Genomic DNA, 21,174 nt, shown 5'->3' on the forward strand with positions numbered 1-21,174 from the left:
TAGACTGATTCCCCATCAGCTACGCCCCGCGTTCCGCTTCGTTTAAGGCCTCTTGCATGTCCGATTCCCGTTACCAGGTTGATGTCAGCGTCGTTACCCGCTATCTGGCAGAACAATCGCAACCCGAGCAAAACCGCTTTGCCTTCGCGTACACCATTACCGTGCACAACAATGGCGTGCTACCGGCGAAACTGCTGTCGCGGCACTGGGTGATCACCGACGGTGACGGGCATGTCGAGGAGGTCAAGGGTGCGGGCGTTGTAGGCTTGCAGCCCCTGATCCAGGTCGGCGAAAACCACACCTACAGCAGCGGCACGGTCATGACCACCAAGGTCGGCACCATGCAGGGCACCTATCAGATGATTGCCGACGACGGTAAGCATTTCGACGCCATCATCGCTCCATTCCGCTTGGCGGTGCCCGGAGCCCTGCACTGATGGCAACGTATGCCGTTGGCGACCTGCAGGGCTGCCTCGAACCCCTCAAATGCCTGCTCAAGCAAGTCGCGTTCGACCCAAAGCTTGATCGACTGTGGCTGGTCGGTGACCTGGTCAACCGTGGCCCGCAATCACTGGAAACCCTGCGTTTTCTGTACGGCATGCGTGAATCGCTGATCTGCGTGCTCGGCAACCACGACCTGCACCTGCTTGCTGCCGCAAAGAATATCGAGCGTTTGAAGAAGTCCGACACCCTGCGCGAGATTCTCGAGGCGCCGGACAGCGCCGAACTGCTGGAGTGGGTACGCCAACAAAAGCTCATGCACTACGACGAGACGCGTGATGTCGCCATGGTTCACGCCGGCATTCCACCGCAATGGTCGCTGCGTCGCGCCTTGAAATGCGCTGACGAAGTCGAAACCGCCCTGCGTGACGACAACCTGTTTCCCGCCTACCTCGACGGCATGTACGGCAACGATCCGGCGAAATGGGACAACGACCTCAAAGGCGTAACCCGCCTGCGCGTCATCACCAACTACTTCACGCGCATGCGCTTCTGCACCGCCGAAGGCAAACTCGACCTCAAGAGCAAGGAAGGTCTCGACACCGCCCCGCCCGGCTACAAACCGTGGTTCCAGCACAAGGATCGCAAGACCAAAGGCTTGCGGATCATCTTCGGCCACTGGGCGGCACTCGAAGGTAATATCCATGAGCCAGGCATCTCGGCACTGGACACTGGTTGTGTCTGGGGCGGCAGCCTGACCCTGATGAATGTCGACAGCGGCGAACGGCTGTCATGCAAATGCGATGAACACGGCGGCCTCGCCCCGACCGTCGCACCACTTATCCCCCAAACTTCGCCAGTCAGCGCACCGCGTTAGACTGCGCTTTCAGCCGAGCAACAGGAACCCGCCATGAGCGAATTCAAACGAATCCCCCCGGAACAGGCCCAGGCCCTGCGTGAACAAGGCGCCGTTGTCGTCGACGTGCGCGACCCGGCGACTTTTGCCGCCCTGCATATCAGCGGCTCGAAGCATCTGGACAATCATTCCTTGCATGCCTTCATTCAAGGCGCCGACCTTGATGCACCGACCGTGGTCGTCTGCTACCACGGCAACTCCAGCCAGGGTGCCGCGGCGTACCTGATCAGCCAAGGCTTCTCCGACGTTTACAGCATGGACGGCGGCTTCGAGCTGTGGCGTACGACGTATCCTGCAGAAACCGCGCAAGGCACCGCCGAATAATTTTTTTGTCACGCGCAGGCCCCGGCTGCCGTGGGCCTGCGCGGGCAGACGAACGGTCTTGCCACAACTAATTACGTATCTCGCCTTTACCTCCCGAATTCCCAACTATCCTTAAGCCCAGGCCATCCAAATCAGGGGAGAGCCGGTACACCGGCGCACGGGTCATCGGGAGTGACTTTCACGATTGTCGATCGTGGAAGTGTTCTGGGGGGTAAACAAACAGCTGCCATAACGGCTGTTTGCCAGCATCGACTGAGTGATCCGGCGTCGGCTCCACGTATCGAGCGAGGTGACGTCATGAGTATCTTTAGCCACTTCCAACAACGCTTCGAGTCCACACGCCAGGAAGAACTCTCGCTGCAAGAGTACCTGGAGCTGTGCAAGAAAGACCGTAGCGCCTACGTTTCCGCTGCCGAGCGTCTGTTACTGGCCATCGGCGAGCCGGAACTGCTCGACACCTCGACCAACTCGAGGCTGTCACGCATCTTCTCCAACAAGGTGATCCGTCGCTATCCGGCCTTTGAAGACTTCCACGGGATGGAAGAATGCATCGACCAGATCGTCTCGTATTTCCGCCATGCCGCCCAAGGCCTGGAAGAGAAGAAACAGATCCTTTATCTGCTCGGCCCTGTCGGCGGCGGTAAATCGTCCCTGGCCGAGAAGCTGAAACAACTGATCGAAAAAGTGCCCTTCTATGCGATCAAGGGCTCGCCGGTATTCGAATCGCCACTGGGCCTGTTCAACGCCACCGAAGATGGCGCGATCCTCGAAGAAGACTTCGGTATCCCGCGGCGCTACCTGAATACGATCATGTCGCCATGGGCGACCAAACGCCTGGCCGAATTTGGTGGCGACATCAGCCAGTTCCGCGTGGTCAAACTGTACCCGTCGATCCTTAATCAGATCGCCGTGGCCAAGACCGAACCGGGCGACGAGAACAACCAGGACATTTCCGCTCTGGTTGGTAAAGTCGACATCCGCAAACTCGAGGAATACCCTCAGAACGACGCCGACGCTTATAGCTACTCCGGTGCGCTGTGCCGGGCCAACCAGGGCCTGATGGAATTCGTCGAAATGTTCAAGGCACCGATCAAGGTGCTGCACCCATTGCTGACCGCGACTCAGGAAGGCAACTACAACAGTACCGAAGGCCTCGGCGCGATTCCGTTCACCGGCATCCTGCTCGCCCACTCCAACGAATCGGAATGGCACACCTTCCGCAACAACAAGAACAACGAAGCGTTCATCGACCGGATCTATATCGTCAAAGTGCCGTACTGCCTGCGCGTCAGCGACGAAGTGAAGATCTACGACAAACTGCTGTTCAACAGCTCGCTGGCCAAAGCTCATTGCGCGCCTGACACCTTGAAGATGCTCGCGCAGTTCACTGTGCTATCGCGCCTCAAGGAGCCGGAAAACTCCAACATCTATTCGAAGATGCGCGTCTACGACGGCGAGAACCTCAAAGACACTGATCCGAAGGCCAAGTCGATTCAGGAATACCGCGACTCGGCCGGTGTCGACGAAGGCATGAACGGTCTGTCGACCCGCTTCGCGTTCAAGATCCTCTCCAAGGTCTTCAACTTCGATCCGCACGAAATCGCCGCCAACCCGGTGCACCTGCTCTATGTGCTGGAACAGCAGATCGAACAGGAACAATTCCAGGCCGAAACCCGCGAGCGCTATCTGCGCTACCTCAAGGAATACCTGGCACCGCGTTATATCGAATTCATCGGCAAGGAGATCCAGACCGCTTACCTGGAGTCTTACAGCGAGTACGGCCAGAACATCTTCGACCGCTACGTGTTGTACGCCGACTTCTGGATTCAGGATCAGGAGTACCGCGATCCGGAAACCGGCGAGATCCTCAACCGCGTCGCGCTGAACGAAGAACTGGAGAAAATCGAGAAGCCGGCCGGCATCAGCAATCCAAAGGATTTCCGCAACGAGATCGTCAACTTCGTATTGCGCGCGCGGGCCAACAACAACGGCAAGAACCCGACCTGGCTCAGTTACGAAAAACTGCGGGTGGTCATCGAGAAGAAAATGTTCTCCAACACAGAGGACCTGCTGCCAGTCATCAGCTTCAACGCCAAGGCCAGCAAAGAGGATCAGCAAAAGCACAACGACTTCGTTACACGCATGGTCGAACGTGGCTATACCGACAAACAGGTACGACTGCTGTCCGAATGGTACCTACGGGTCCGGAAGTCGCAGTGAAGCAGCAGCAAGCTTTCAGCTACGAGCTGCAAGAACAAAGCGCGTAACCCAGTGATCCCCGGGAACCTGCTTTTACTTGCAGCTTGAGGCTCACAACTTGAAGCTGCCCGGAGGGCTTCCTATGAGTTATGTGATCGACCGACGTCTCAATGGCAAGAACAAGAGCACGGTAAACCGCCAGCGTTTCCTGCGGCGCTACCGTGACCACATCAAGAAGGCTGTCGAAGAGGCGGTCAGCCGGCGCTCCATCACCGATATGGAACACGGCGAACAGATCAGCATTCCCGGTCGCGACATCGACGAACCGGTGCTTCACCATGGTCGTGGCGGCAAGCAGACCGTGGTGCATCCGGGGAACAAGGAATTCACCGCTGGAGAACACATTGCCCGACCACCGGGAGGTGGCGGCGGACGCGGCCCGGGCAAGGCCGGTAATTCCGGCGAGGGCATGGACGAATTCGTCTTCCAGATCACCCAGGAAGAATTTCTCGAGTTCATGTTCGAAGACCTCGAACTGCCGAACCTGGTCAAACGCAATCTCAGCGGTACCGACACTTTCAAGACCGTACGTGCCGGCATCAGCAACGAGGGCAACCCGTCACGGATCAACATCATCCGGACCTTGCGCTCGGCGCACGCCCGGCGCATCGCCCTTTCCGGCAGCAGCCGGGCGAAGCTGCGTGAAGCCAAAGAAGAACTCGAACGTCTGAAACGCGAAGAGCCAGACAACTTCGGCGATATTCAGGAGCTTGAAGCCGAAATCGAAAAACTAAGTGCGCGCATTCATCGCGTTCCGTTCCTCGACACCTTCGACTTGAAATACAACCTCCTGATCAAACAGCCGAACCCCAGTTCGAAAGCGGTGATGTTTTGCCTGATGGATGTTTCCGGATCCATGACCCAGGCGACCAAGGACATCGCCAAACGCTTTTTCATCTTGTTGTACCTGTTCCTGAAACGGAACTACGACAAGATCGACGTGGTATTCATCCGCCATCACACCAGTGCCCGGGAAGTCGACGAAGAGGAGTTTTTCTATTCACGGGAAACCGGCGGCACCATCGTTTCAAGCGCATTGAAACTGATGCAGGAGATCATGGCCGAGCGTTACCCGAGCAACGAGTGGAACATCTACGCGGCGCAGGCGTCCGACGGTGATAACTGGAACGACGACTCGCCGATCTGCCGCGACATCCTGATCAACCAGATCATGCCGTTTGTGCAGTACTACACTTACGTGGAGATCACCCCGCGCGAACATCAGGCCTTGTGGTACGAGTACGAACGCATCGCCGAAGCCTTTTCTGACACTTTTGCCCAGCAGCAACTGGTCTCGGCCGGAGATATCTATCCGGTCTTCCGTGAACTCTTCCAGCGCAGGTTAGTGACATGACCGCCAAAGAGCAGAAGCGCCAACCCATTTCCACCGGCTCGGAATGGACGTTCGAGCTGATTCAGACCTACGACCGCGAAATCGCCCGCATCGCGGCTCGTTATGCGCTGGATACCTATCCCAACCAGATTGAAGTGATTACCGCCGAGCAGATGATGGACGCCTACGCCTCGGTCGGCATGCCGCTGGGTTACCACCATTGGTCCTACGGCAAACACTTCCTCAGCACCGAAAAGTCCTACAGCCGCGGGCAGATGGGCCTGGCCTACGAAATCGTGATCAACTCCGATCCGTGCATTGCCTATCTGATGGAAGAAAACACCATCTGCATGCAGGCGCTGGTGGTGGCGCACGCGTGCTACGGCCACAACAGTTTCTTCAAGGGCAACTACCTGTTCCGCACCTGGACCGATGCCAGCTCGATCATCGATTACCTGGTGTTTGCCAAGCAGTACATCATGCAGTGCGAGGAGCGCCACGGCATCGATGCCGTGGAAGACTTGCTCGACTCCTGCCATGCCCTGATGAACTACGGCGTCGACCGTTACAAACGGCCGTACCCGATATCAGCCGAAGAGGAGCGGCGTCGGCAGAAAGATCGCGAAGAGCACCTGCAAAAGCAGATCAACGATCTGTGGCGCACCATCCCCAAAGGCGCAGACAAGTACAGCGATAGGGACAACGCGCGCTTCCCGGCCGAGCCACAGGAAAACATCCTGTACTTCATCGAGAAACACGCGCCGTTGCTCGAGCCGTGGCAGCGCGAAATCGTGCGGATCGTGCGCAAGATCGCCCAGTATTTCTATCCACAACGCCAGACCCAGGTGATGAACGAAGGCTGGGCGACGTTCTGGCACTACACGCTGATGAACGACCTGTACGACGAAGGGCTGGTCACCGACGGCTTCATGATGGAATTCCTCACCTCGCACACCAGCGTGGTGTTTCAACCGGGTTTCGACAGCCCCTACTACAACGGCATCAACCCCTACGCGCTGGGCTTTGCAATGTATCGGGACATCCGGCGCATGTGTGAAGAACCTACCGAGGAGGATCGTCGCTGGTTCCCGGAAATCGCCGGGACCGACTGGCTGTCGACCATCAAGTTCGCCATGAGCAGCTTCAAGGATGAGAGCTTCATCCTGCAGTACCTGTCACCAAAAGTAATCCGTGACCTGAAACTGTTCAGCATCATGGATGACGATCAGAAGGACGACTTGCTGGTGCCTGCGATTCATGACGAACCCGGCTACCGGATCATTCGCGAAACCCTGGCAGCGCAGTACAACCTCGGCAATCGTGAACCGAACGTGCAGATCTACAGCATTGACCGGCGTGGTGATCGTTCGCTGACCCTGCGCCATCAACAACATGACCGCAAACCATTGGGCGAATCCACCGAAGAGGTGCTCAAACATCTGCATCGCCTGTGGGGCTTCGATATTCATCTGGAAACCCTGCAGGGCGATCAGATCATGAAAACCCATCACGTTCCGCCACGCAGTGACCACAGCGAAGGGGATTACGGTCGGCTGGACCTGGCCGTGATTCATCTTTGATCCGCTTGCAGCCTCCGAAAGTCTGACGCAAGGGTTATCCTGTCGGGCTAACGGAGGTTTTTTATGCAGATTTTCAAGGTTGGCGGTGCAGTTCGTGATCGCTTGCTGGGCAAACCGGTCACCGACATCGATTGGGTCGTGGTCGGCGCCACAACGGAAGAAATGCTCGCCAAGGGCTACCGCCCGGTGGGCGCCGATTTCCCGGTGTTCCTTCACCCTAAGAGCGGCGAGGAATATGCCCTCGCCCGCACCGAGCGCAAGAGCGGTCGCGGTTATGGCGGATTCACCTTTCACGCCAGCCCCGAAGTGACGCTTGAAGAAGACCTGATCCGCCGTGACCTGACAATCAACGCCATAGCCGAGGACGACCAGCAGAATCTGACCGATCCGTACCATGGTCAGCGCGACCTGGAAGCTCGAATCCTGCGCCACGTTTCTCCGGCGTTCGCCGAAGATCCCCTGCGGGTTTTGCGCGTTGCCCGCTTTGCCGCCCGTTATGCCGGATTGGGTTTCACCGTCGCGCCAGAGACACTGGAATTGATGCGAGAGCTAAGCGATTCCGGCGAACTGGAAGCATTGACCGCCGAACGTAGCTGGAAAGAAATCTCCCGCGCATTGATGGAGGATCAGCCGCAGGTGTTTATTCAGGTGCTGCGTGATTGCGGCGCACTGAAAGTACTGATGCCGGAAATCGATGCGCTTTTTGGCGTGCCGCAACCGGAAGCCCATCACCCGGAAATCGACACCGGCCTGCACACGCTCAGCGTTCTGGAGCAATCAGCGCTGTACAAACAACCGCTGACCGTACGCTGGGCTTGTCTGCTGCATGACCTCGGCAAAGGCCTGACCCCGGAAGAACAGTGGCCACGACATATCGCCCATGAACACACCGGGCTGAAGCTGATCAAAGCGGTCAACGAACGTTTCAAGGCTCCGAAGGATTGTCAGGAGTTGGCCTTGCTGGTCGGCAAGTACCACACCCATGGCCACCGGGCGCTGGAGTTGAAAGCCTCAACATTGCTGGATCTGCTGCAGAGTTTTGATGTGTATCGCCGACCGCAGCGGTTTGAAGAGTTTATCGCCGCATGCGAAATGGATGCCCGTGGCCGCAAAGGCCTGGAGCAGCGAAGTTATCCACAAGCGGATTATTTGCGCGGTGCGGCGAAGGCCGCCCGGGAGGTCGCGGTGCAGCCGTTGCTGGAGAAGGGATTCAAGGGCCCTGAGTTGGGCGAAGCGCTGAAGCGTGAGCGCCTGAAAGCGTTGAAGGCTTACAAGGAAAACAGCTAAAGCAAGATCAAAAGATCGCAGCCTGCGGCAACTCCTACACGGGAATATGCGTTTCCCTGTAGGAGCTGCCGCAGGCTGCGATCTTTTGCTTTTAAAGATTCTGCGGGGTCAATTGCGCGCCACGCCATTCGAACGCAACCGGCGCCAGCACCTGATCAATCTGCGCCTCAGCCCACAACGTCGCGAAGCTTTTTCCCACGCCCGGATGCACGCGATCCGGCGCAATCAGCGACAACGGCCACAACACAAAAGCATTTTTCAGAATTTCCGCCCGCGGCAAAACCAGACCGTCGAAATTCCCCGCCAGCTCGCCATACAGCAGCACGTCGATATCCAGCGGCAAGCCCTTGCGATCCGGCGCGTAACGGCCGTTATCCGCTTCGATGAATTTCAAACGTCGATCCAGCTCCATCAACGGCAGGTCGGTGTATGCCGACACCACAAAGTTGAAGAACGGCCCGCTCTTGATCCCCACCGGCTGACTCTCGAACACCGCCGAACAACGGATATCCACCAGAAACGTCGCCAAAGCATCCAGCCCGGCGCGCAAATGGGTTTCGCGCTCGATATTGCTACCGAGCCCGAGGTAGACCTGAGTCAGCGACATCCGCGCTCGATCTCCACACCCACGCCACCCTTCGCAGCCGGAACGGCGCCGGGCTTGGTCAGCTTCAGACGCACCCACGTGATTTTGAATTCGCTCATCAGCACTTCGACCAAACGCTCGGCAAAGGTCTCGACCAACTGAAACTGCGCCTGCTCGGCAAAAGTCTGAATCCGCGTGGAAACGCTGGCGTAGTCGAGCGCCAGGGTCAAGTCGTCACCGGCGGCTGCCGGGCGATTGTCCCAAGCGAAGCTCAGATCAAGTCGCAAGCACTGTCGGATGCCGCGCTCCCAGTCGTAGGCACCGATCACGGTGTCGACTTCCAGGCCCTCGATAAACACTCTGTCCAAGCACTTCTCTCCGCTGCACGACAAGGGCGCAATGCGCCGTTAGAATCAGGGCGTCCTCGCCCGGAATAGTTAGCATGTTTTGGTTACTGGCGACTTTCGCCTACCTGCTCGGCTCGCTGTCCTTCGCCATTTTGCTCAGCCGCCTGACCGGAAATCCGGATCCGCGAATGAGTGGCTCGGGCAATGCCGGCGCCACCAACATGCTGCGCCTGGCCGGTCGCAAACTGGCGATCCTGACCCTGCTCGGTGATCTGTGCAAAGGCCTGGTGCCGGTGCTGATCGCCTCGGCTGTGGGCCTGTCGCTGCAGGATCAGGCATGGATCGGCGTGTGTGCCGTGATCGGTCACCTGTTCCCGTTGTACTTCCGTTTTCGCGGCGGCAAAGGTGTTGCCACCGCTGCCGGCATGCTGCTGGGCCTGTACCCACCCGCCGCGCTGCTGGCCGTGTGCGCCTGGCTACTGACGTTCTACCTGACCCGCACCAGCTCGCTGGCGGCACTGATCGCCACGCCCCTGACCTTGCCATTGCTGGCCTGGCAGGAACCGGAGGCGCTGCTGCCGATGAGCGCGCTGACCCTGCTGATTGTCTGGCGCCACCGCGGCAATCTACGCGACCTGTTTGCCGGGCGCGAACGACATTTTTAAATATCGGCCATGAACGCAACCCATCACAACGGCGACAATTGCTCCATCGGCCAGCGGGCCTGTACGCTGATTGCCAGACTTTCCTGCTGACCGGCCTGCAAGCGCTGGCAACCGGCAAACGCGATCATCGCGCCATTGTCGGTGCAGAACTCGGGACGGGCGTAGAACACATCACCCTTCATGTCGCCGAGCATCTTCTCCAGCGACACGCGCAAGGCTTTGTTGGCACTGACGCCACCCGCGATCACCAGACGCTTCATGCCGGCCTGCTTCAGGGCACGCTTGCACTTGATGGTCAAAGTCTCCACCACGGCTTGCTGGAACGCCAGCGCGATGTCGCAACGGGCTTGCTCGTTGTCGTCCCCGGCGCTGACGCACTGCTGCCAGGCGTTGAGAGCAGAGGTTTTCAGACCACTGAAGCTGAATTGCAGACCCGGGCGATCACACATCGGACGCGGAAAGGTGAAACGTCCTGCAACGCCCTTTTCCGCCAACTTGGCAATTTCCGGCCCGCCCGGATAATTGAGGCCCATCATCTTCGCGGTTTTGTCGAATGCTTCGCCGGCGGCATCGTCGAGTGTCTCGCCGAGCAAGGTGTATTGGCCGATACCATCAACCTGAACCAGCTGCGTATGACCGCCCGAGACCAACAAAGCGACGAACGGGAATTCGGGTGGTTTCGGCTCCAGCATCGGCGCCAGCAAATGCCCTTCCATGTGGTGCACACCGAGCGCCGGAATACCCCAGGCAAACGCCAGTGCTTGAGCACAGGAGGCACCGACCAGCAACGCGCCAACCAGGCCAGGACCCGCGGTATAGGCGATCGCATCGATCTCGGTCGGCACGCAGTCAGCTTCGGCCAAAACCTGACGGATCAAGGGCAGCATGCGTTTGACGTGGTCACGCGAGGCCAGCTCCGGCACCACACCGCCATAAGCACGGTGCAGGTCGATCTGGCTGAACAGTGCGTCGGCCAGCAGGCCGCGTTCGCTGTCATATAATGCGACGCCGGTTTCGTCGCAGGAGGTTTCTAATCCCAGTACTAGCATGGGTTTGCGCCTTGTTTAGGCTGAATTCGAAGGCGCGCATAATAGTCGCCGCGTGATGCCCCGACCAGCGGTTTTCGATCAGAGGCTTTGCATTCCGAGCGATGAGGGGTTAACATCCGCAACCCTTAAAAACCGACGTCTTCAAGTGCTCTTTTGCCGCGAGGATGTTGACCCCGGTAATGAATGAAGGTAGCTCTGGATGCCAGCCGTCAAAGTTAAAGAGAACGAACCCTTCGACGTAGCTCTGCGTCGTTTCAAGCGCTCCTGCGAAAAAGCCGGTGTACTGGCTGAAGTTCGTAGCCGCGAATTTTACGAGAAGCCAACTTCTGAGCGTAAGCGCAAAGCAGCAGCCGCTGTTAAGCGTCACGCCAAGAAAGTTCAGCGCGAACAGCGCCGCGCCGTTCGTCTGTACTAATACACAGACGTTCGTAGCAAGCTTCTTGCCTAAGCCCGGCTCTCAGCCGGGCTAATGGCATTTGCGTAAAACGCTTGATGCTTCACCGTCGAAGCCGCACACGCGACCGAGACAAATCTGCTTCACGCGTCAGACCTGGCTCTTTTGCCAGCGGTGCACGTCTTTTCTGACGAGCCTTTCAAGGCTACTGACGAGCACACCCACTGATTCCTCTCACGACGATCAGCCCAAGGCACCTGCATGCGTGCCCGCTTTATTGAGCTATCCGAGGCCCTTACCGGCCGTCAGCGGATTCAGCGCAACACTTTCAAATAGTCGAAGACTGATGAGTACTAACGTCAGTGGATTTTCGGCAGATACACTTCCCGACAGCGATTACGCAGACGACACCGGTCGAGCCGCATATTTTGCGCGCTTCAAACAATGACCCGCGTTCGGCAGCATTTCGCATCGGACTTATTACAGCGCAGACGACGAGTACGCCATGGCCGGGCTGATTCCCCAGAGCTTCATTGACGACCTGCTGAACCGCACCGACATCGTCGACGTGGTCAGTTCGCGCGTGCAATTGAAGAAGGCTGGCAAGAACTACACTGCCTGTTGCCCGTTTCACAAAGAGAAAACCCCGTCCTTCAGCGTCAGCCCCGACAAGCAGTTCTACTATTGCTTCGGCTGCGGCGCCGGCGGCAATGCCCTCGGCTTTCTCATGGATCACGACAATCTGGATTTCCCCCAGGCCGTCGAGGATCTGGCGAAAGCTGCCGGCATGGAAATCCCCCGCGAAGAAAGCGGCCGCGAGCGCAAGCCACGGCAACCGACTGATTCGCCGCTATACCCATTGCTCACCGCTGCTGCGGATTTTTACAAGCAGGCGCTCAAGAGCCATCCAGCCCGCAAGGCAGCCGTGGATTACCTCAAAGGCCGTGGCCTGACCGGCGAGATCGCCCGCGACTTCGGTCTCGGCTTCGCACCGCCGGGCTGGGACAATCTGTTCAAACACTTGAGCAGCGACACGCTTCAGCAAAAAGCCATGATCGACGCTGGCCTGCTGATCGAGAACGCCGAAACCGGCAAACGCTATGACCGCTTCCGCGATCGCGTGATGTTCCCGATCCGCGATACCCGTGGCCGAATCATCGCATTCGGCGGTCGCGTTCTCGGCGACGACAAGCCGAAATACCTGAACTCACCGGAAACCCCGGTATTCCATAAAGGCCAGGAGCTCTACGGCCTTTATGAAGCGCGCAAGAACAACCGCAACCTCGACGAAATCATTGTCGTCGAAGGGTATATGGACGTCATCGCCCTCGCCCAGCAAGGCCTGAAGAACGCCGTAGCGACGCTGGGCACCGCGACCAGCGAAGAACATTTGAAGCGTCTGTTCCGCGTCGTACCGAACGTATTGTTCTGTTTCGACGGCGACCAGGCCGGCCGTAACGCCGCATGGCGAGCTTTGGAAGCAACGCTGTCGAGCCTGCAGGATGGGCGCCGGGCGCGATTCCTGTTTCTGCCGGAAGGCGAAGACCCGGATACCCTGGTGCGCGCCGAAGGCACTGACGCGTTCAAAGCGCGAATCAATCAGCACGCTCAACCACTGGCGGATTATTTCTTCCAGCAACTGACCGAAGAGGCCGACCCGCGCTCGCTCGAAGGCAAGGCGCACATGGCCACCCTCGCAGCACCGCTGATCGACAAAGTGCCGGGCGCCAACCTGCGCATCCTGATGCGTCAACGCCTGACCGAAATTACCGGCCTGAGCAGCGAGACCGTCAGCCAGCTCGCACAAAGCGCGCCGCAGGAAGCGCCGCCCGCCTACGACCCGGGCATCGATTACGACGCAATGCCGGACTACAGCGACTACCATCAGCCGCAGGCACAGGACATGTATGTGCCGCAGCAGGAGTGGACGCCAAAGAAACCCGGCGCTGGCGGCAAAAAGTGGGACAAGAAGCCCTGGGACAAGAACGGCAAGCGTGGCGGTGATCGCGATCAGCAACGCCCGCGCACGCCGATTGGTGTCGAGTCGCCGACCCTGACCGCCCTGCGCACCCTGCTCCATCACCCGCAATTGGCCGAGCGTGTCGAAGACGCCGGGCACATAGCGGACGAGAATCAGACCAACGCCCAGCTACTTGTGGCGCTGCTCGAAGCCGTACAGAAGAATCCCAAGCTAAACTCATTTCAGTTGATCGCGCGATGGCACGGCACTGAACAGGGTCGCCTGCTCAAGGCACTGGCAGAAAAGGAGTGGCTGATTGACGGAGATAACCTTGAACAACAGTTTTTCGACACCATTACTAGCTTGTCAGCCCGCCAACGCGAGCGAAATCTGGAACAGTTGCTCAGGAAAGCGCGTCAAAGCGAACTGAGTATCGAAGAGAAAAATCAACTGCGCGACCTATTAAGTCGCAATGTTTCCGCATCAAACCCGACCTCAACTGGCGCGTGAGGTCATAGCTCAGGTATAATCCTCGGCTTGTTTTTTGCCCGCCAAGACCTTCAGTGGATAGGGTGTTATGTCCGGAAAAGCGCAACAGCAGTCTCGTATTATTGAGTTGATCAAACTGGGTCGTGAGCAGAAGTATCTGACTTACGCCGAGGTCAACGACCACCTGCCCGAGGATATTTCAGATCCTGAGCAGGTGGAAGACATCATCCGCATGATTAACGACATGGGGATCCCCGTACACGAGAGTGCTCCGGATGCGGACGCCCTTATGTTGGCCGACGCCGATACCGACGAGGCCGCTGCGGAAGAAGCAGCCGCTGCGTTGGCAGCGGTGGAGACCGATATCGGTCGCACCACTGACCCGGTGCGCATGTACATGCGTGAAATGGGTACGGTCGAGCTTCTGACTCGTGAAGGCGAAATCGAAATCGCCAAGCGTATCGAAGAGGGCATCCGTGAAGTGATGAGCGCAATCGCGCACTTCCCTGGCACGGTTGACCACATTCTCTCCGAGTACACCCGCGTCACCACCGAAGGTGGTCGCCTGTCCGACGTTCTGAGCGGTTATATCGACCCGGACGACGGCATTGCGCCGCCTGCCGAAGTGCCGCCGCCTGTCGAAGCAAAAGTGGCGAAAGCCGACGACGACACCGACGACGATGAAGCCGAATCTTCCGATGACGAAGAAGAAGCCGAAAGCGGTCCGGATCCGGTCATTGCTGCCCAGCGTTTCGGCGCCGTGGCTGACCAGATGGAAATCACCCGCAAGGCCCTGAAAAAGCACGGTCGCAACAACAAGGCAGCGATTGCCGAGTTGCTGGCACTGGCCGAGCTGTTCATGCCGATCAAACTGGTACCGAAGCAATTCGAAGGCCTGGTCGAGCGTGTTCGCGGTGCCCTGGATCGTCTGCGTCAGCAAGAGCGCGCGATCATGCAACTGTGTGTACGTGATGCACGTATGCCACGCGCCGATTTCCTGCGTCAGTTCCCGAGCAACGAAGTCGACGAAAGCTGGTCTGACGCCCTGGCCAAAGGCAAGAGCAAATACGCCGAAGCCATCGGTCGCGTGCAGCCGGACATCATTCGTTGCCAGCAGAAACTGATCGCGCTGGAAACCGAAACCGGTCTGACCATCGCAGAAATCAAGGACATCAACCGTCGCATGTCGATCGGTGAGGCCAAGGCCCGCCGCGCGAAGAAAGAGATGGTTGAAGCCAACCTGCGTCTGGTGATCTCGATCGCCAAGAAGTACACCAACCGTGGCCTGCAATTCCTCGATCTGATCCAGGAAGGCAACATTGGTCTGATGAAAGCGGTAGACAAGTTCGAATACCGTCGTGGTTACAAGTTCTCGACTTATGCCACCTGGTGGATCCGTCAGGCGATCACTCGCTCGATCGCCGACCAGGCCCGCACCATCCGTATTCCGGTGCACATGATCGAGACGATCAACAAGCTCAACCGTATTTCCCGGCAGATGTTGCAGGAAATGGGTCGCGAACCGACTCCGGAAGAGTTGGGCGAACGCATGGAAATGCCTGAGGACAAGATCCGCAAGGTATTGAAGATCGCTAAAGAGCCGATCTCCATGGAAACGCCGATCGGTGATGACGAAGACTCCCATCTGGGTGACTTCATCGAAGACTCGACCATGCAGTCGCCAATCGATGTTGCCACTGTTGAGAGCCTGAAAGAAGCGACTCGCGAAGTGCTGTCCGGCCTCACTGCCCGTGAAGCCAAAGTACTGCGCATGCGTTTCGGTATCGACATGAACACCGACCACACACTCGAAGAAGTGGGCAAACAGTTTGACGTAACGCGTGAGCGGATCCGTCAGATCGAAGCCAAGGCGCTGCGCAAGCTGCGCCACCCGACGCGAAGCGAGCATCTGCGCTCCTTCCTCGACGAGTGATACCAGAACCCCCGGCCCAGGCCGGGGGTTTTGTTTGTATGGCAGATTAAATCCTTCGCAACGCCCCTCCCCCCCATACCCCGTCTACACTCGAAACAATCATCCCCGAGCCATAACGAGAGCGTTATGCCCAGATTGGCGTCCGTGCTTTTTTTGCTGTCACTGATGATCTGGACCGCAACGGCTGACGCGCTGACTCTGACCGATGAAGAACGTAGCTGGCTGGCGGCTCACCCGGACTTGCGCCTGGGTGTCGATGCGTCGTGGCCGCCCTTTGAATTTCGCGATGACCAGAACCGTTATCAGGGCCTGGCGGCGGACTATATCGACGTGATTCGCCAACGCCTGGCAATCAAATTGACCCCCATCGAACCGGTGAGCTGGACGGTGGTGCTCGAACAGGTCAAATCGGGCAAGATCGACCTCCTGCCCGGCATCATGTCCACCCCCGAACGCCAGACCTACCTATCGTTCACCCGCCCTTATCTTGACTTCCCGATCGTCATCCTCGCCCATATCGGCGGCGCGCAACCACGCAAGCTCAACGACCTGTACGGTTTGAAAATCGCCGTGGTGGAAAACTACGCGCCCCACGAACTGCTGCGTACTCACCACCCCGATCTGAATCTGGTGGCCATGCCCAATGTCAGTTCGGCATTACAAGCGTTGGCGACCGACGAAGTGGACGCCGTGGTCGGCGACCTCGCCTCCAGTGTCTGGAGCCTGCGCCAGCTCAAGCTCGACGGTCTGTACGTCAGCGGCGAAACCCCGTATCGCTACCAACTGGCGATGGCCGTGCCCCGCAATAACAAGATGCTGGTGGGGATTCTCGACAAAGTGCTGGCGGACATGAGCCCAGATGAAATCAGCAGCATTCAGGAGCACTGGGTCGGCAACGTCCTTGATCATCGGACATTCTGGTCGGACCTGCTGATCTACGGTTTACCGGGGCTATTGTTGTTGGTGACGATTCTCGCCGTGGTGATCCGCATCAACCGTCGTCTGAGTTCGGAAATCGCCCGTCGTATCGACCTCGAACAGGAACTGCGCAGCAGCGAATATCACTATCGCGGCCTGGTCGAGAGCCTGTCGGCCATCGCCTGGGAAGCGCGGATGAGCGACTTCACCTACAGCTATGTGTCGCCCCACGCCGAAGACTTGCTCGGCTATCCACAATCGCACTGGCTGATCCCCGGTTTCTGGCACAACATCATTCACCCGGCCGATCTGACCCGTACACAGAGCTACTGCAAAGAAGCGCTGCGCGAGGGTCGCGATCACATCGTCGATTATCGCGTAATCACCGCCGATGGCCGCTGTTTGTGGGTGCGCGACATCGTCAGCCTGATCGAACATGGCCACGAGCCGGTGATGCGCGGTTTGATGATCGACATCAGCGAAATCAAGCGTACCGAAGAGGCGCTGCGGCTGTCGGAACAAAAGTTCGCTTCGGTGTTCCAGCAGTGCCCGGACATTCTGGTGATTGCACGGCTGTCCGATGGCTGCCTGCTGGAAGTCAATGAAGCATTTGAAGAACAGATCGGCCTGAAAGCCGAAGAAGTGCTGGGGCAAACGGCCACCGACCTGAATATCTGGGGGATACCCGGCGTCGGTCCCGGATTGCTGCAGCGCTTGCAGGCGGGCAGCATTCGCAATCTGGAGATGCCCTTTCGCCGCAACAATGGCCAGTTGTTCACTGGCCTGATTTCCGCCGAGCCGTTCGACCTCGACACCACTCCCGCGCTGGTTGTCGTCGTGCGTGACATCACCCAGCTCAAGGAAACCCAACAGCAACTGCAAACCTCCGAAGAGAAGTTCGCCAAGGCCTTCCATGCCTCGCCGGACGGTTTGTTGTTGTCGCGCCAGAGCGATGGCCTGCTGCTGGAAGTCAACGAAGGCTTCAGCCGAATTACCGGCTTCAACAGCGCCATGTCGGTGGATCGTTCGGCGCTGGATCTGGGGATATGGGTCAATCTCAATGAACGCAAACAGATGCTCGACCTGTTGCATCGGGACGGTTTTGTGCGCGACTTCACCTGCCACATCCGCCGCAGCGACGGGCAGATTCGCCTCTGCGAAGTGTCCAGCCGTCCTCTGCCCATTGGCGAAGAAGACTGCATGCTGACCATCGCCCGCGACATCACCGAGCGCCATCTGATGCAGGAAAAACTGCAGCAGGCCGCCACCGTGTTCGAAAGCACTGCCGAAGGCGTGCTGATTACCGACACCCAACAGCACATCAGCGCAGTCAACCGCGCCTTCACCGAGATCACTGGCTACAGCGAAAGCGAGGCTCTCGGGCATACGCCGCGTCTGCTTGCCTCCGGCTTGCACGACAGCGCGTTTTACGCGGCAATGTGGCACCAGTTGACCGACGAAGGTCACTGGCAAGGCGAGATCTCCAACCGGCGCAAGAACGGCGAGTTGTACCCGAGCTGGCTGACCATCAGTGCAGTGCGCAATCGCGACAGGTTCATTACCCACTTTGTTGCAGTGTTTGCCGACATCTCCAGCCTCAAGCATGCACAAGCCAAACTCGACTATCAGGCGCACCACGACCCGCTCACTGGTTTGCCAAACCGCACACTGTTCGAAAACCGCTTGCTGATGGCACTGAACAGTCAGCAGGAAAACGGCGGTCAGGGCGCCGTGCTGTTTCTCGATCTCGACCGTTTCAAACACATCAACGACAGCCTCGGCCATCCGGTCGGCGACCTGCTGCTCAAGGGCATTGCCGTGCGCCTGAAAGAGCAACTGCGCGACATCGATACCGTGGCGCGTCTGGGCGGTGACGAATTCATCATCCTGCTGCCCGGCCTGCAACAGGCCAGCGACGCGGATAACATCGCCACCAAACTGCTCAATTGTTTCGGTGCGCCGTTCCAGGCCGGCGAGCATGAGTTCTTCATCAGCGCCAGCATCGGCACCAGCCTCTACCCACGAGACGGTTGCGACGTCGCCACACTGGTGAAAAACGCCGACGCAGCGATGTACCGCTCCAAGGCCAAGGGCCGCAACCGTGTCGAGAGCTATACCCGCGATCTCACCGCCCAAGCCAGCGAGCGCATAGCGCTAGAGCACGAACTGCGCCGGGCCATTGAACGCGATGAACTGCGTCTCTACTACCAACCGAAAATCAGCCTTGACGACCATCGCCTGGTCGGTGCTGAAGCCCTGATCCGCTGGCGTCACCCTACCTTCGGCGACGTACCGCCAGAGCACTTCATTCCGCTGGCCGAAGAAAACGGCATGATCCTGCAGATCGGTGACTGGGTGCTCGAGACCGCGTGCCGGCAAATGTTCGAATGGAATCAGATCTACGACAGCCTCGGCCCACTCTCGGTAAACCTCGCCGGCGCGCAACTGCGCCAGCCAAACCTGCTCGGACGCATCGAACAATTGCTCAACGACAACCGCCTGCAGCCAGACTTACTGCAACTGGAAATTACCGAGAATTTCATCATGAGTCAGGCCGAAGAGGCGCTGGCCGTACTGCACCAACTCAAACATCTCGGTGTGCAACTGGCGATCGACGACTTCGGTACGGGTTATTCTTCGCTCAGTTACCTCAAACGCCTGCCGCTGGACATCCTCAAAATCGACCAGTCGTTTGTCCGCGGACTGCCCGATGACCCCCACGACGCGGCCATTGTGCGGGCCATTATCGCGCTGGGCCGGAGCATGCAATTCACCGTCATCGCCGAGGGCGTGGAAACCCAGGCACAACAACAATTCCTCGCCGCTGAAGGCTGCGAGCAGATCCAGGGCTACATCGTCAGCCTGCCATTACCACCAGAAGAATTCGCCGCGACGTTTCTTCGTGTAACCGTATCGGATTATTCGGATAGCACAGCCGAGAAACCGTCGCTATAATCCGCGACCTACTGAGGGCCTATAGCTCAGTTGGTTAGAGCAGAGGACTCATAATCCTTTGGTCCACGGTTCAAGTCCGTGTGGGCCCACCAAACCTGAAAGCCGCGCAAATGCGCGGCTTTTTCATGGGTGATGGATTAGGGTTCGAAGTCTTGGCGCGCACAATATTCGGAAGCACATTGTTAGGAATACAACCGCAAGATCTGTAGGAATGTTCCCAAACTATGTTTTCTCCCCTCCCCGCGCGTTGTTGACTGTTTCTCCGAACGAGTAATCTCCGGACGCCACCGCCTGTCCAGGATTGTTTTTATGCTCGTGAATGCTGCGCCAGTGATAAAGGAAGCAGCCGACCAACCAACCTGGATCAACCTTGCTTTACCTGATCTGAGAACGTTATCGAGAGAACTTCGGTCAGCGGCAATTGACGAGATGAAAAGGGCTGACAACGCAGAAGACGCCCTCAAAATCCTTCTGGATCAATTTGGGTTCGTCGACGAGTCCATACTGACCGTCACTATTCTCACACCCATTGGGAGGGTGGCAGTCATGAAAGACAAACTGGCTCATATCATTGAGAAACGTCCAGACTCCCGAGAACGCTATGTTCGACATGCCATCGATACGCTCACAGGACCTTTCGAAGTCTGGAAAGTCCTTTACGATAATGGCGGTTACCGAATGGCATTCATCAATGCCTATGAGGCAAAAAACGACATGCTTGTCGTGGTCATGTGCGAAACGGACATGTCCTCTGGAACTTTACGCACGCACCGGCGAGAGCGATGAACAAACACCGCCAAGGCGAGCTTTTGTACAAGCGGTACATTCTTGAAGACAAAGAAAAGGGCAGCCATTTGGCTGCCCTTGATGTTTAAATCCTGATATTTGCATCCTCAGGAAATGGGATGAAGAGGTCTCACCTTACACCGATGTTGCAGCATCGCTGAGGTACCTACGTCCGCTAATGCCCTGCAAGGCAGCAGATTTCGCGCTCTTGCTGGAATTCTTGATAAATAGGCCAGGCAAGTCAAATCAAATATCCGATGTTTTGTTTCAGCGCAACGATAACTCGAAGCCTGGGTGAAGCGTTCAAACATCGCCTGCAAGCGTGTCGCTGATAGCGCCTGTAACATGCACAACTTCCCCCAGCCATGGAGCCGCCCCTTGCCCGACACCCGCCCCCCCGTGCTTGATGAAATCGACCGTCAGCTGATCGCCGCCCTGCAGATCAACGCCCGCGAAAGTGTGGCCATGCTCGCCCGGCAATTGGGCATTGCCCGCACCACCGTGACGTCGCGACTGGCGCGCCTGGAAAAAGCCAAAGTGATCACCGGGTATGGCGTGCGCCTTGGACAACGCGTGGTCGATGGTGGCTTGCAAGCCTACGTCGGGATCAAGGTGCAGCCGCGTTCCGGCAAGGACGTGGTGCGCCGATTGAGTGCGATGGCGCAGGTGCAGCAGCTGTGTGCGGTGAGCGGCGAGTTTGATTATGTGGCGTGGTTGCGTACGGATTCGCCGGAGCAGCTGGATCAGTTGCTCGATCAGATTGGCAGCGTGGACGGGGTGGAGAAGACCACGACTTCAATCATTTTGAGCAGCAAGATTGATCGGGGGCAGCCGGTTTAAGGTTTTGATCGAGCTTCTCGGGTGAATTTCAGAGCCTCTTCGCGAGCAGGCTCGCTCCCACATTTTGGTCGGTGTGCAGTCTCTGCTCGTCATATTGATCGCTAATCTGGCA

Annotated in this window: 17 protein-coding genes and 1 tRNA gene; 15 read left to right on the forward strand and 3 right to left on the reverse strand. The window is 57.9% G+C overall.

Translation table 11 applies throughout. The features are described from left to right. The first annotated feature begins 56 nt into the window (after nucleotides 1-56). The 7 genes from apaG to ACRRSD_RS12555 all read left to right on the forward strand — a co-directional run bounded on the left by apaG (nucleotide 57) and on the right by ACRRSD_RS12555 (nucleotide 8,140). Nucleotides 57-437 (forward strand): Co2+/Mg2+ efflux protein ApaG, encoded by a 381-nt coding sequence (gene apaG, locus ACRRSD_RS12525; protein ID WP_435038228.1) that lies wholly within the window; start codon nucleotides 57-59, stop codon nucleotides 435-437. After that, complete coding sequence (locus tag ACRRSD_RS12530) at nucleotides 437-1,318, forward strand: symmetrical bis(5'-nucleosyl)-tetraphosphatase (RefSeq protein ID WP_435038229.1); 882 nt, start codon at nucleotides 437-439, stop codon at nucleotides 1,316-1,318. The genes apaG and ACRRSD_RS12530 overlap by 1 nt, the downstream gene beginning before the upstream one ends. A gap of 33 nt (nucleotides 1,319-1,351) precedes the next feature. Continuing rightward, on the forward strand, nucleotides 1,352-1,681 hold the full coding sequence (glpE, locus tag ACRRSD_RS12535; protein WP_016983139.1) for a thiosulfate sulfurtransferase GlpE: 330 nt from the start codon (nucleotides 1,352-1,354) through the stop codon (nucleotides 1,679-1,681). A 297-nt stretch (nucleotides 1,682-1,978) separates the two neighbouring features. Further along, entirely contained in the window at nucleotides 1,979-3,901 is a 1,923-nt protein-coding gene (locus ACRRSD_RS12540) for a PrkA family serine protein kinase (protein WP_007910115.1), read from the forward strand. A gap of 121 nt (nucleotides 3,902-4,022) precedes the next feature. Continuing rightward, on the forward strand, nucleotides 4,023-5,294 hold the full coding sequence (locus tag ACRRSD_RS12545; protein ID WP_160059652.1) for a YeaH/YhbH family protein: 1,272 nt from the start codon (nucleotides 4,023-4,025) through the stop codon (nucleotides 5,292-5,294). Next, nucleotides 5,291-6,853: a SpoVR family protein gene (locus ACRRSD_RS12550; protein ID WP_435038230.1), complete on the forward strand. Its 1,563-nt coding sequence runs from the start codon at nucleotides 5,291-5,293 to the stop codon at nucleotides 6,851-6,853. Before ACRRSD_RS12545 ends, ACRRSD_RS12550 begins: the two co-directional genes overlap by 4 nt. A 63-nt stretch (nucleotides 6,854-6,916) precedes the next feature. Beyond that, on the forward strand, nucleotides 6,917-8,140 hold the full coding sequence (locus tag ACRRSD_RS12555) for a multifunctional CCA addition/repair protein (protein ID WP_435038231.1): 1,224 nt from the start codon (nucleotides 6,917-6,919) through the stop codon (nucleotides 8,138-8,140). Nucleotides 8,141-8,231: 91 nt separating this feature from the next. On the opposite strand, the gene folK is transcribed toward ACRRSD_RS12555, so the two are convergent. Together folK and folB are read right to left on the reverse strand one after the other, a co-directional pair. Beyond that, complete coding sequence (gene folK, locus ACRRSD_RS12560; RefSeq protein ID WP_277759541.1) at nucleotides 8,232-8,747, reverse strand: 2-amino-4-hydroxy-6-hydroxymethyldihydropteridine diphosphokinase; 516 nt, start codon at nucleotides 8,745-8,747, stop codon at nucleotides 8,232-8,234. Continuing rightward, nucleotides 8,738-9,094 (reverse strand): dihydroneopterin aldolase, encoded by a 357-nt coding sequence (folB, locus tag ACRRSD_RS12565; protein ID WP_435038232.1) that lies wholly within the window; start codon nucleotides 9,092-9,094, stop codon nucleotides 8,738-8,740. The genes folK and folB overlap by 10 nt, the downstream gene beginning before the upstream one ends. 74 nt (nucleotides 9,095-9,168) lie before the next feature. On the opposite strand from folB, the gene plsY reads away from it, so the two are divergent. Continuing rightward, complete coding sequence (plsY, locus tag ACRRSD_RS12570) at nucleotides 9,169-9,738, forward strand: glycerol-3-phosphate 1-O-acyltransferase PlsY (protein WP_038363312.1); 570 nt, start codon at nucleotides 9,169-9,171, stop codon at nucleotides 9,736-9,738. A gap of 23 nt (nucleotides 9,739-9,761) precedes the next feature. Here the strand turns inward: plsY and tsaD are convergent, their stop codons facing one another. Further along, nucleotides 9,762-10,787 carry a tRNA (adenosine(37)-N6)-threonylcarbamoyltransferase complex transferase subunit TsaD gene (gene tsaD / locus ACRRSD_RS12575; protein ID WP_053124416.1) on the reverse strand — a complete coding sequence of 342 codons (1,026 nt, stop codon included), beginning with the start codon at nucleotides 10,785-10,787 and terminating at the stop codon, nucleotides 9,762-9,764. A gap of 199 nt (nucleotides 10,788-10,986) precedes the next feature. Here tsaD and rpsU point away from each other — a divergent pair, with 199 nt between their 5' ends. From rpsU to ACRRSD_RS12610, 7 genes are all read left to right on the forward strand, one after another. Next, entirely contained in the window at nucleotides 10,987-11,202 is a 216-nt protein-coding gene (gene rpsU / locus ACRRSD_RS12580; RefSeq protein WP_002551877.1) for a 30S ribosomal protein S21, read from the forward strand. 484 nt (nucleotides 11,203-11,686) lie between these two features. Further along, complete coding sequence (gene dnaG / locus ACRRSD_RS12585) at nucleotides 11,687-13,651, forward strand: DNA primase (RefSeq protein WP_127930004.1); 1,965 nt, start codon at nucleotides 11,687-11,689, stop codon at nucleotides 13,649-13,651. Nucleotides 13,652-13,718: 67 nt separating this feature from the next. Further along, nucleotides 13,719-15,563 carry an RNA polymerase sigma factor RpoD gene (rpoD, locus tag ACRRSD_RS12590; RefSeq protein WP_038363308.1) on the forward strand — a complete coding sequence of 615 codons (1,845 nt, stop codon included), beginning with the start codon at nucleotides 13,719-13,721 and terminating at the stop codon, nucleotides 15,561-15,563. A gap of 126 nt (nucleotides 15,564-15,689) precedes the next feature. Then, nucleotides 15,690-19,436, forward strand: a complete 3,747-nt coding sequence (locus ACRRSD_RS12595) for a bifunctional diguanylate cyclase/phosphodiesterase (RefSeq protein WP_435038233.1) — start codon at nucleotides 15,690-15,692, stop codon at nucleotides 19,434-19,436. Between the two features lie 15 nt (nucleotides 19,437-19,451). Next, nucleotides 19,452-19,528, forward strand: a tRNA-Ile gene (locus tag ACRRSD_RS12600). A gap of 217 nt (nucleotides 19,529-19,745) precedes the next feature. Beyond that, entirely contained in the window at nucleotides 19,746-20,222 is a 477-nt protein-coding gene (locus ACRRSD_RS12605; RefSeq protein ID WP_435038234.1) for a PBECR2 nuclease fold domain-containing protein, read from the forward strand. Nucleotides 20,223-20,600: 378 nt separating this feature from the next. After that, the gene (locus tag ACRRSD_RS12610; protein ID WP_160042596.1) at nucleotides 20,601-21,062 is read left to right on the forward strand and encodes an Lrp/AsnC family transcriptional regulator; all 462 of its coding nucleotides are present in this window, start codon (nucleotides 20,601-20,603) and stop codon (nucleotides 21,060-21,062) included. The last annotated feature ends 112 nt before the right edge of the window (nucleotides 21,063-21,174 follow it).

The sequence above is a fragment of the Pseudomonas neuropathica genome (genome assembly GCF_051174785.1).
Classification (GTDB): domain Bacteria; phylum Pseudomonadota; class Gammaproteobacteria; order Pseudomonadales; family Pseudomonadaceae; genus Aquipseudomonas; species Aquipseudomonas neuropathica_A.